Source organism: Kistimonas scapharcae, assembly GCF_039540975.1.
GTDB lineage: Bacteria > Pseudomonadota > Gammaproteobacteria > Pseudomonadales > Endozoicomonadaceae > Kistimonas > Kistimonas scapharcae.
In genome coordinates this window covers 1-11,455 of sequence record NZ_BAABFL010000037.1, presented here as the reverse complement: position 1 = coordinate 11,455, position 11,455 = coordinate 1, and the positions used below count along the sequence as shown (strand labels likewise).

Here is an 11,455-nt window from a genome sequence, read left to right as displayed (position 1 = left end):
AACGGCCTTTTGTTTGCCTTGGTGTGCCTGAGTCTGTCTCAGTATTCAAGGCTTTGTTGGTGGAGGCGGCGGGAATTGAACCCCCATCGATATAAGTCTAGGTTGCGGATTAATTGTTGATTTTTAATAATTAGAGGCTATAAAGAGGCTTTTAATCATTAGCAAGTAAATTCCAGATCTAAGTTTTCTCAGCGCATCAATCCACGCCCTGCGGTCTGTAGACGATAAGATATGAGATTTTTTGTTGACGTGTACTTATTAATTGTCATCATTTTTGGCAAAAATTGTTATAAGCAATTTCTAGGGTTTTATTGTCTACTATTAGTATGCTTATTGGATTAGGAGTAGGCTATGGAAAGCGTAAGTTTAAATAATTGTATTGTGTTTGTTAATAATGTAATAAAGTCTGATTCATCGGAGGATTCCTGTTTCAGTGGAAGGAGTGTTAATGTTGCTGAACGTGTGGAGGAAGAATTAATACTGCCGATGCCCTATTACTGGAATGAGAGTTATTCTAAGGATGGTGAAATAGATAAGCGTTATTTTCGTGTATTTGTTAGGGGTTGTTTTCAGAAGATTGAATCTTTGGATAAGAGTTGTTCACAAGATGAAATCAATGACATAGCATGTGGATTAGTCTTGGAAAGTGATTCGGTAGAAAAGCGTAAAAAAAGGAAGCATGATGTAAGTAGGCCGCCAAACTCATTTCTTGTTTTTAGAAGTTGGTTTAATCGTAAATATAAACTTGCAATAACTAGTCAGCAAAAAGTATCAATAGAATGTTCTAATATGTGGAGGATGCTATCAAAAAGCAAGCAGGAGATGTTTAAAGTTGCAGCTCATAAAGCTGAATCTTTGCATAAAGAAATGTACCCAGAATATAAATTCACTCCAATAAAAAAAGTATTCAAAGAGTCAGATCCACTGGAAACTAAAGCTCCAATAAATTGTTTTCATAAAGAATAAGTGCCAGATAAACGTTTTCTGTAAAGCAGTCCGTTAGTCACGGACTGGCGACCTAAAAGTATGGATATATTAGCAGGAAATTGTCTAGATATAACGGTTATATACAGGTATGTCAGGTACTTCATAAGAAACTTCGGAACCATTCGTTATTACCTTTTTACCGGGTTGAACCGATTCGCCTGATAGTATGATTTCAGTTCCATTACGAAGCTGTGCTGTACTTGTTCCGTTTGCGTTGTTGCTGATGATCGTAGCAATGGTACGTGATTGTTTTGGGAGTAGGGTTTCGAACTGTTTCCAGATATTGGTAGTTGCCATCAGTGGTGTCTCTCCAGCTCGACCGTTTGTGTGACTTTGGCAGCGCCGGAGCGTGGAGCTCGGATGCTGGTGGAAAGACACAGGCCATACCATGCCCCGGTACTTTCGGTAACCTCAACCAGCTTACCCGGCATCACCAGTCCCGGAGGTTCATCAATACTTGTCAGTGGAATATCCAGCGAGACAATTTCCTGATTGCCGCCCTTGCTGAGTTCATTCCTTCCACGCTCGGTATTCAGATCTACATCCGTCAACCACGCCTCGACAATATCCGGTGCCGGTTGATCCCCTGCGGTACCTGCACGAGTGACCTCTACGGCGACACCGGTATGGGTGCCGGATACATAAACGGCATTGTACTCAGGCTCAGCCCGCCATTCCGCGCTCATGCTGACCATCATGCTTTCGGGGATGCTGTGGCTGACCACTGTACTTTCATCCTGCCAATGCCAGGGGCTAAACGGATAGCGAGGCTGGATCGTCAAGGCGTCACTGGCTGCGGCGGGGATAACCACTGCACCAGCGGTGGTGGCTATTCGGGCAATGACCTGCATAGGCGTCAGATCCTGATAGGAGAGAACACCACCGTCCATCGTCCAGTCCGACGTGGTTCCATCTCCGCTGGTATTCCAGTCGATGGAAAAGCCCGTATTAAGCAGTTCGTTCTCCATGGCCTGTCGGGCGTTGATAGGAGAAGTCTCTGTATGGGAGCGCCGTGGTGCATAGGGGGCGGCCAGCAGCTTTGTTCGGCTCTCACCCCGGATGGTGTACTGCTCCCGACCAAAGCGTCTGTCGCTACTGTAGCGCTCTATCATGAAGACCCAGGTCCAACCGTTGATAATGACCTCAATATGCTTTGGTCCGTCACTGTCAGGTTGCACCCGTGTCAGTGTTGGCCGGTTGTTGACCCTGGCAATCAGCGACCAGGTGAAGCTGTCGATATCCAGGCTGATGGTCAGGTCAGTGATATCAAGCGGCGTTCTGTCCGGCAAGGTAACGGTGTTAATCGTGTTCATAATCAGCCAGGTGTCCTTTTCGGCAGGTCTGTCCGGGGTGGTGGGATCAGGAGGATCGACGGGATCGGTGTTGGCGGCAAAGCGTATCCGGTAGTCCGCATCCCTGCGTTGTTCGCTAGCGCCTTCTCCCCAGGGAAGTTGCTGTGACGGCTGATATGCCGTTGCCCGGTTCCATGAGAGAACGTTACGGCTTTCTCTTGGCTGTACCGGTTTGGGTGGAACCTTCTGACCAAAGGCAAACCAGATGCCCGTGTTGTTCTCCGGCGTATACAGCGCATTCCTGAACACAAACGATAGACGGCTAGGCTCCGGTAAGTAGCTGGCCCTGTCGCGGTCATCCGCAGAGTGCGCCATCACCCGAAACCAGCCGCCGGCTCGGGTATTATCCTTACCCGGCGGGTTGCCCCACCAGGCTCCACAGGCGGCCTCTGTGGGCAAAATACTGGCATCCCAGCCTGTGTTGGCGGGAAAGGCATCCTTTGGCGGCACATCGCCCCATTGCCCGCCTGTGGATATCTGGCAGGTTTGCCCGTTACCCCAACCCTGGTCGGTATGAACGTCCTGACCCGGTATTTTTCCCCATGCCGGCTGAAAGGCGGGTTCCGGCCTCTGTGATGCATCACTGATATGCAGCTTCACAGCGCTTTCCGCCCGTTCGGCAAGATGCCATCCTGCTCCCGTCATCGCTTCATTGCGGGTAGCCTTTTGCCAGTCACTTTGCCAGCGGCGTATAACGGATGGCGCTACCGGCCAGCTAACAGGCGGTGGTTTAACTGGCTCACCGAACGCTACATCCAGTGAAATGCCTGCCCCATCCGGAACTGGATAATCATGGCTACCCTCCAGTGTCAGACTCGCAGGACCCGGAATGTAATCAGCCATCGCCAGAGCTGTTTCTTACGGCCGGTAGCAAAGGTCCATGAACTATGGCCTGATAGAAAGGACGTGCTTTGAAGACTGCGGTTCCCACCAGTCCGGTATTGGTGCTGCCGTTATCCACCCACCATTCCGGCTCCGATAAGCCTGATACCCCTTCCGCCAGACACTCATAGACAAAGCCGGCAAACTTTCCTGTCGTAGGATGAATCACATCACCCACAATGTAACGGGTGTTTGATTGCCATGTATCGCCATAGTCATCCATGGCAAGTACCAGTACCGGTTCAGCAAAGCCGTTCAGGTCAATATCAAAACTTCCATCTGTTCCACTCTGACCGCTCGCGATAATAGTACGCTCCGGCAATTGACCTTGCCGTTGTTGCAAGCGGTAGGAAACGACCACAATCTCTTTTTCTGCCGGTTCACCGTTCAACGACACTGTGCCACTGACAAAGGTCTGCGCCGCATCCGGTGATGGGACATCAAGCACAATATTGGCGGCAGCCGGTGCGCCATACCCGCCCTGTACTGATAACACCAGTGCGTTCGGGTTTGGAATGTAACTGCCCATCAGCCAAGAATCCTTTTCGGCGTGACCGGTCCGTGCAATATGGGCTGGCGGAGTTTATGGGCTTCAAAGATGGCTGTACCGCTGGCAAGCTGGTCGGTCGGCCATGGCTCGGCAGGAAGTGTTGCCTCCGTGGTACCAGCCTGAATACAGATATAGCGATAGCCATTGGGTGTTTGGGGATGGGTAATCGCACCAATACTGTAAGCCGTATCAACCTTCATCAGGCTACCGTACTCATCAAAGGCATAGACCAGAATCCCATCGGTGTAGGGGCTGGTGACCAGCTCAAAGCTGCCATCGCCTGCGCTATCGAGCTGTGCGATCAGTTCATGGCGCTGCATGGTCACCGCCCGCACTGTTCTCGGTACAGGGCTGCCGTCGACTAATGAGGTACCCAGCACATGGGTATAGCGACTGTAGTCGCCGGTCTGGGGGATCAGAGATGGAACACTTCCTGACGTCAGATTCCAGAGGGCAGGATCCAGGTTGACGTACTCCGCCGGATCATAGATATCGCTGATCAGGACACCATCATTGTTGTTGGGATCACGATCCATGGCCACATAACAGCCGCTGGTATCGAAACGCCCTTGGTTAGCGATATGTTTGAGCGTTGCCAGACCACTGAGTACGACGTTCTGATAGAAAGGCTGTCCCTGTGGCCAATCACGGGACAGGTAAACCTCACTGTTATGCTGCCAATGAACTCGCACATCTTGTAACACTGCCCCGTTATAGCAAGTCTGGTGCAGCCCTGTGGTAAGACCACTGGCAATGTAGAACTCAATATTGCGAATATCGCCACTGCCCCAGAAGTGCCAGTAATTGCCACAGGTCATGTTGATGACCTTGTGGCCCTTACCATCCAGATGGAAACTGCCGCCATTGTCGTTTTGGCTGAGATAGCGGCCATCCATATCCAGATCAGTGATCAACTCGTAGTAATAGTTCTCCGAGTGATGCCAGACAGCCTCAAAGTCTTCCGGTGTCTGGATCAGGAAAGGATTGATCTGACTGCCATTGCCGATTGCGAGGGTTGCCATCAGTCTGCGTCCCCCCGAATCTGCAAAGTGAAACGGTCATCGTCCGTAGTGCCTTGTCCTGATAAAACGGTTCGCACCAGCCAACAGGGAGCCAATGCACCAGTGGTGTTAAAGCGCAGTACATTGCCGCTACTCCAACCGGTACCCCAGCCGTCAAAGCGGATGATGAAATACGGTACATGGGTTTCCGGGTTCAGGGGGGCACAATCGCTGCTGGTAGAACCGCTCGCGATAATGCCGAGGTTTTCTTCCACGACCTGAAAGGTACTGCTGCTGGTGAAGATGATTGCCCACCGGCCGTCAACCGCACCTTTGTTGCTGACCTCGATGGGATAGTTGATCAGGTTGTACTGCGCCGTGGTGTCGTCCCCGATGCGATGGTTGCTCCAATTGGGCTCACCACTGTCCCAGGTGCGTTGAGTAAACTCGTCGTGTACCCGGGATTGAAGGTCGCCATACACGACAGCGCTGCTGACCAGTGTTTCATCTGCCGGAAAATCCCACGCCAACGGGGTGGCCAGGCTGAGGTCACCACTGATCTGCACATCGCTGACCAACGCCATCTGTTCAATACGATCATGGATGGTGAGTGTACCGGCCAGATCGTTTGCAAAGGTGACGGTACCGGTTTCCAGATCCACAGCGTATTCCGCACTATTGATCGGAGTACCGGAGTTGTCCGTTACTGTGATTTCCGCCTGATGATCCCGACTTAACGCGACTGTTTGCCCGGCCGTAGGTGAGCTGACCGTGGTGGTACCGGTATGGGCCATCACCACTACATCACCGGGACGATAAATGGGTACCCGGCCATCAGCCGGCAGACGTACCGGATCCAGTCCAATCAGTTCGCTATCCAACGGGATACTGGTCAGCACCACACTGTTGAAACGGATGGACTGCGGAATGACATGGATGGGATTGACGCCATCGGTAAATTCCACCTGACACCAGCCGCTCTGGTAATCGATATAACCCAGCATCTCCGGACTGCTGATCAAGCCGTTGTTGTCCGCCTGGGTACTGATGGTGGCTCCGGTATCGGCACGCAGGGCACTGATTTGCAAACTGGCGCTGCGGATCGGTGCGCCGGGGGTGCGAAAGGCGACCCTGTCCGTCTGATAACCCGCCGCCGTTGTGGCAGAGGCCACCAGATTGACTACAGGACTGGCACCATCCGGCCATTGGCTGAGGGTCACCTGTGCGCCGGTGTAATCAATGCTGCCGACGATGGTCCCCGCATTGGTAGCGGTGGAGAGATTCCTGATAATGGTGCCATCCCGGTCCTGATAGAACGCCCCGCCAAACTCAAACATCACGGAGCCCGGTACCAAAGGTTCTGACGTATTGGGCAACAGACGGATAACCAGATCAGGTACGGTGACACTTTCGGTTTCGGGCAGATGAGACAGAGCGTTCTCTTGGGCCACCACTGACATAGTATTGCCCTGGTAAGTTTCTGTCAGGGTGGTGGTGTCGCCCTCAATACGCTGTCGGGTATAGACCTTGCCAGCAACCTCGAAATCATAGGCATTGATCTTGTAGGTCTGATAGCTGTAGCTCTGTTCGACTTCGATAGAGAACTCACCGGTGGCATAGTTGATCGAACCCGCCCGGCCATTCCAGCCTCCGGTACTGTCATCGGATGCGGTATGGGTGACGTTGTAGACCCGGTCATAGATCTCAATGGGCTTTGTGTTGGTGCCCTTCCAGGCACTGGGCACCTCTCCAACTCGCTCACAGGTAAAGGTCAGTTTTACACTGCCCGGCAACAGAGGCGCACCGGGAATAGTGCCGGTTGCGGTGCCGCTTCCGTCCACCTCAACCGTCACCGGACTGGTGATCTGGTTCCCCTGCTCATAGCTGACCGTGATGGCAGTACCGGCATCAGGCAAAATATCCGGTACAAACGCCAGTTCTCCCGACGCATAAATCAGGCTGCCGGTACCATCACCGGTCAGAATCGCAGCACCGTTGTCGGTTAGCGTTTTGCTTTGGCTACCGCTGATATAGGTCACGGTAACGCTGCCCGGTTTAATCCCCGGGTGCGCTGTGGTGTGTCTAACCTCCGGCTGCTGTGCAACCGCTGCGCCCGTATGGATGGTCAGCTCATCGGGAAACGGCAAGGAGTAACTGACAACCAGTGCCGTGTCTACATCCGGCATGGCCTCAAGGGTTACGGCTACGGAGCCGGTAGCGAAATCAATGGTGCCGCTGCCATTACCTGTCAGCAGTCCGTTACCGGGATCGCGCAGTTCATACCATTTCCCCAGCGCCATGTAGCTCAGCACAAAGCTGCCGGGACGGGGCTTTTCTTCCGGGAACGCAAAGGTGTAGGTAAAGCCTCTATTCTGCAGTTCAATCTGGACGACTTCAGAGACACTGATGCCGGTTGCGGCTGTACCCGGTTGCCAGTTCGCACTGGCGTTACCGGCGAAATAACTGCTGGTTCGATAGGCGTCGATTTGCCCTGTTTCATAATCGATGGTGATGCGCTCATAGGGATCGGAGCCTGAGACATGGTTGAACGCACCGGCACCGTTGTCTTCATACGTACCTCCGTCAATGGCCAGTACCAGGCTTTCCCTCACCACGCCGGCTCCTAAATAGGAGCGGGACTGGTTACCCTGGATATGTCCGAAAACCAGTGTCGTGTTTAAGGTGCCATTGCGCGTTGGCAGAATCTGGCGACTCCCGCTGTAACCGGGCTCATCGATCACCGCTGTTTCACTGGTGGCGCTGGGCACCAGGTGGGCATAGATACTGTTGACCTTGATTTTTGTGCTGCTGGCGGTGGCTGTTTCGTTGAGAAGAGAGGCACCATAATATTTGGCGGCATCTGCGACCTGTGTGCTTTGCAGGCGGGTGATTTTGGTGCTGTCCCTGCGTTCCGTGCCGGTAGGGGTGGCTGTCCCGCCGGGAAAGGTCTGCTCCAGCGGTGAGCTGATACCCAGCGTCAAACGACGACGGACAAAGTCCACATAAGTGTCATTTCGGCTGATAGTGAAGGTTTCGGTGCTGGCGCTGACATCGGTGATGCGGATGTACTGTTCGCCTCCGTTGTTTGAATCCAATAAACGGTAGACCTCACCAATCTCCGGCAAACGATCCTCGGTTCGTTGTATGGCCTGAATACTGCGCTGACCGACCAGCTGGTCACCCAACAACTCCCAGGCGGCATCCACCGCTGGCACCACATAGGACTCAATCCGGTTACGGGCCTCGGTACGCTCATCGGTCTGGCTGTCCGTATTGAACAGCAGCACATCGACCTTGGTATCCTGCGGTGGCTCGGTAATGATCAGGTGAGCGCCAAGGTAAGGATCGGTATTGTCGGTGCTGACACCGGCATAGACCTTCCGTAGTGACACATCACCAAGGGTCCGATCAATGCGGGAAATATCCCGGAACAGGTTATTGATATCGCCATCTATCACTTCATTACCCGTGGCACGACCGCCGCCGTCAGACTCATCGGTCAGGCGTTGCGAAGCGTAAAGTTTGACATCATCCGGAAGAATCGCCATCCATGGATCTCCGTTAATGCTCAGGGTGCGACGGTTAGCAACCTGAGAGTGAGCGAGTAAAGGTAATCGTTATCGGGGTAGGCGTAGGGCAGCACTTGTTGTGCCTCGACAGCGGCACCATGACTACGATCGAAGATCACCTGAAAGGTGCGATCATCAGCAAGAGTAAGCGTCATGACTTTTCCGGCTTCCGCTTCCAGTGCTTTGAGTGATTCGATCGTGGCGCGAGTGACCCACGCTGACTGTTCCCCGGATAACTCAATTTCACGCCCATAGCGTTTTGCCTGCTCCTGTACCAACAACGCACCCGTCAAAGTGCGCTCGGTGTCCTGTTCGACCGGCTGCCATTGGTATTCGTTTATCCACAGCAGATCATCGGGCAATGTCACACTCTCCAGCTGCATCAAACAGCCCTCATCCCTGCCAGCTCCAGCGCCTTGAGGAGTTTCAGCTCCTCACTTTCCTGAACGCCGATATCCACCCGGCCACCGGGGTACTCAAGACGAATGGTGCGATCAGGCGTGTGTTTGGTTGCTGGCGATGGCACTTGAGCAGCAGGCGCTGATGTTGGTTGGCTGGCGGGTTGTTCCGGTGTGGATGACCTTTGCTGTTCACGCTTCCTGTCTCGAAGCGATTGCTGACGCTGATCATCAGACAGCTGGCGTCGTTTTTCGTTATACACCTGTCGGTTCAGCCGCAGGGATTTCTCAAGGTTAGCAATGGACTCGGCATCCCCCTTGTCTCGCGCCTCCTCCAGCTGTTGTTTCAGCTCCCGGTTCTGGCGCTCGAAGTTGCGTTTCTCCACGGCCCCGGTATTGCCTCGCAAGCGGTCCAGCTCACTTTGCAGGCTTTCCAGCGTATTGCGGGTGCTGCTGTTTAAGGCATCCATCTGCGTCCTGGCTTGGGCCAGCGCATTGTTGAGTGTGGATAAGTCAGCCTCATCCAGCAGGTTCAGACTGTTCCCCATGGCGGAGGCCTGTCGGGTAAATGCCTGGGCGGAAAGTTCACCGTCCTGCCAGGCTTGCATGAGTTCGGTAAAGGCAATCTTCTGTTCCAGAAATTGAGCCTTGGTGAGCTCTGCGGCAATCGCTGTATGCTTGAACCAGTCGCTGATCCCCGTGGCTTCCAGGTGGCCCATAGACTGGCTGAGCTCATCCGCTTTCTGGCGGGCGTCATCCAGCTGTTGGCGAAGATCCGCGATGGCACCTCCGGTATTGCGAATCCCTTCCGCACTATTGTCCTGATTCATGGCGTGGAAAGCTTTCTCTGCCGCCGGACTCAGGGCATGCAGTTCCCGGGTGATGCCGTTGATATGGTTGGCCATCATGCCGGTGACGGACTGTGCGTTACCGGCACTTTGGGTGATGCCGGAAAATGCCTCATCGCCATCGTTGCTGATGGACTGGAAACCTGTCGACGTCGCTTTGGCCGCTTCCTTGAGTTCACGGAGTTTTTCCCTGAGCTTCTCAGCGGCATCCTGATAATCCTCTGCCGAGAGCTTTTGCTCGGTATAGGAACGTGCCAGCACCACGCCGATATCCGCCAGCTCGGCACTGGTCTCGGAGGCATCAATGGCTTGCATCGCTGCCTGAATATCCCCGAAGAGTTGACTGCTGCTCTGCGCCGTTTCTTTATTGGCGTTTTGAATGGCTGTGTTGGCAGTGGTCATTGTGCTTTTGACCGTCTCCATAGACTGCGCCACTTTCGGCATCTCGACGGTGGCGGCATGGGCAAAGCCGCTGATAGCCTCCTGCATATCGGCCGCATCGTTCCGGATGGACTCGGCCAGCACATCAAACCGGTTTTCCAGATCCTCGGCCATGCCGCCGGCTTTTTTCTGCAGCTCCCCGTTACCCAGCGCACCGGCGATATCCGACACCAGACCACTGATCTTGGCACCTGCCAGGTTCAGTGATGCCTGCAGGCCGGACACGGCCGATGTAATGCTGTTAAAAACCAGCTTGACCGCGTTCCCCAGGAGCGTGAATGCCTGAATGGCAGGACCAGTCGCATCCACGATGCCTTGCAATCCTGCCCGGGTTTGGTCGACAAACGCATCCAGGGTGAGATCCGCAAAAAACGCTTTGATGGACTCGGCAATCCCGATAAACGTATCCGACACGGATTGGGCGATTTGCTTCAGTTTGCCGTTCTTGTCGAGCGTCTCCAGCGACTGGTTGAGCTGACGCAGGTTGTCCTTGATGTAATCCAGCCACCCGGATTCTGCCACGAGATTGGCAAACTCAGACCAGCGGTCTTTCAGGTTGGAGATGTAACCGGAGAGCAGGCTCATGGCATCGGCGGCGGCACCCCGGGAACTTTGCCCCATCGCATCAATGAGCCCACGGATAGCGTCACGCCCCAGCTTGCCCTGAGCGCTTAGGGCTCGAAGTTCGGTAACGTTTTTACCGGTGGCTTGCGATAGCAGATCCCAGACCGGGACACCGTTTTCGATCAGGGTCTTGATCTCTTCATACTGGAGTTTCTGGTTACCCCAGGCCTGTCCCAGTTGCAGGGTGATGCGCTGCAGTTTTTCCTGTGAACCACCCAGCTTGGCATTCATATCCACCAGGCTTTGCATGGTGCCGTCGGTGGGATCAAAGCCGAAGTTACGCAACAGAACAAAGGCGTTGGTGACGTCCTGTAATTGCAGCGGGGTGTTTTGGGTAAACTCACGAATCCAGGCGAAGGCTTTTTCACCTTCCTCTACGCTGCCCATGACGGCCTTCAGTTGCACTGCGGTGCGTTCAAACTGATCACCGGTAGACAATACGCCGGTCATGGCTCTTTTCAGGGCATAAAAACCGGTGCCGGCCAGCAGCAGATTTCGGAAAGAACGGGCAAGACGGGAAAACTGGTTTTCGGTGTTTCGGCTTTCATCCCCCATACCGCGCAACTGGCGGGTGACCTTCGCCAGCGTCCCTTTGGCGAGGTCTTTGGCGCGAATGATGATGTTCATTACGCCCTGGGTCACTCTGGCCATTCCGTTGGCTCCTGAGTTAGTTCACAATTTTTCTATCAAAAAGTTGGGGTTGTCTTCTTCAGTTGAATAGTCCTTAAATCCCGCTTAACCTTGGGAATGTGAGCAAGCTGGCCGTACTTTTGGCAACAGAGTACAGTTTTTGCACAAAACGC

Annotated in this window: 8 protein-coding genes; 1 reads left to right on the top strand and 7 read right to left on the bottom strand. The window is 53.7% G+C overall.

Annotated elements, in window-relative coordinates; all coding sequences use genetic code 11:
- The first annotated feature begins 351 nt into the window (after positions 1-351).
- A complete protein-coding gene (locus ABD892_RS02595) occupies positions 352-966 on the top strand; it encodes an HMG-box domain-containing protein (RefSeq protein ID WP_345193543.1) in 615 nt (204 codons plus the stop codon).
- Between the two features lie 84 nt (positions 967-1,050).
- Here ABD892_RS02595 and ABD892_RS02590 read toward each other — a convergent pair whose 3' ends face one another.
- The 7 genes from ABD892_RS02590 to ABD892_RS02560 are packed head-to-tail and all read right to left on the bottom strand — an operon-like array spanning position 1,051 to position 11,303.
- Positions 1,051-1,284 (bottom strand): hypothetical protein, encoded by a 234-nt coding sequence (locus tag ABD892_RS02590; protein ID WP_345193541.1) that lies wholly within the window; start codon positions 1,282-1,284, stop codon positions 1,051-1,053.
- Positions 1,284-3,182: a hypothetical protein gene (locus ABD892_RS02585; RefSeq protein WP_345193538.1), complete on the bottom strand. Its 1,899-nt coding sequence runs from the start codon at positions 3,180-3,182 to the stop codon at positions 1,284-1,286. The genes ABD892_RS02590 and ABD892_RS02585 overlap by 1 nt, the downstream gene beginning before the upstream one ends.
- A complete protein-coding gene (locus tag ABD892_RS02580) occupies positions 3,175-3,750 on the bottom strand; it encodes a hypothetical protein (protein ID WP_345193536.1) in 576 nt (191 codons plus the stop codon). Before ABD892_RS02580 ends, ABD892_RS02585 begins: the two co-directional genes overlap by 8 nt.
- Positions 3,750-4,793, bottom strand: coding sequence for a hypothetical protein (locus ABD892_RS02575; protein WP_345193534.1), 1,044 nt, complete (start codon positions 4,791-4,793; stop codon positions 3,750-3,752). The genes ABD892_RS02580 and ABD892_RS02575 overlap by 1 nt, the downstream gene beginning before the upstream one ends.
- Complete coding sequence (locus tag ABD892_RS02570) at positions 4,793-8,320, bottom strand: hypothetical protein (RefSeq protein ID WP_345193532.1); 3,528 nt, start codon at positions 8,318-8,320, stop codon at positions 4,793-4,795. Before ABD892_RS02570 ends, ABD892_RS02575 begins: the two co-directional genes overlap by 1 nt.
- A gap of 20 nt (positions 8,321-8,340) precedes the next feature.
- A complete protein-coding gene (locus tag ABD892_RS02565; RefSeq protein ID WP_345193530.1) occupies positions 8,341-8,724 on the bottom strand; it encodes a hypothetical protein in 384 nt (127 codons plus the stop codon).
- Positions 8,724-11,303: a tape measure protein gene (locus ABD892_RS02560; protein WP_345193528.1), complete on the bottom strand. Its 2,580-nt coding sequence runs from the start codon at positions 11,301-11,303 to the stop codon at positions 8,724-8,726. The genes ABD892_RS02565 and ABD892_RS02560 overlap by 1 nt, the downstream gene beginning before the upstream one ends.
- Positions 11,304-11,455: the final 152 nt, after the last annotated feature.

Bases quoted from the DNA above. Each gene is read 5' to 3' on its own strand.
- ABD892_RS02595 (WP_345193543.1), top strand. From the start codon at position 352: ATGGAAAGCGTAAGTTTAAATAATTGTATTGTGTTTGTTAATAATGTA.
- ABD892_RS02590 (WP_345193541.1), bottom strand. From the start codon at position 1,284: ATGGCAACTACCAATATCTGGAAACAGTTCGAAACCCTACTCCCAAAA.
- ABD892_RS02585 (WP_345193538.1), bottom strand. From the start codon at position 3,182: ATGGCTGATTACATTCCGGGTCCTGCGAGTCTGACACTGGAGGGTAGC.
- ABD892_RS02580 (WP_345193536.1), bottom strand. From the start codon at position 3,750: ATGGGCAGTTACATTCCAAACCCGAACGCACTGGTGTTATCAGTACAG.
- ABD892_RS02575 (WP_345193534.1), bottom strand. From the start codon at position 4,793: ATGGCAACCCTCGCAATCGGCAATGGCAGTCAGATCAATCCTTTCCTG.
- ABD892_RS02570 (WP_345193532.1), bottom strand. From the start codon at position 8,320: ATGGCGATTCTTCCGGATGATGTCAAACTTTACGCTTCGCAACGCCTG.
- ABD892_RS02565 (WP_345193530.1), bottom strand. From the start codon at position 8,724: ATGCAGCTGGAGAGTGTGACATTGCCCGATGATCTGCTGTGGATAAAC.
- ABD892_RS02560 (WP_345193528.1), bottom strand. From the start codon at position 11,303: ATGGCCAGAGTGACCCAGGGCGTAATGAACATCATCATTCGCGCCAAA.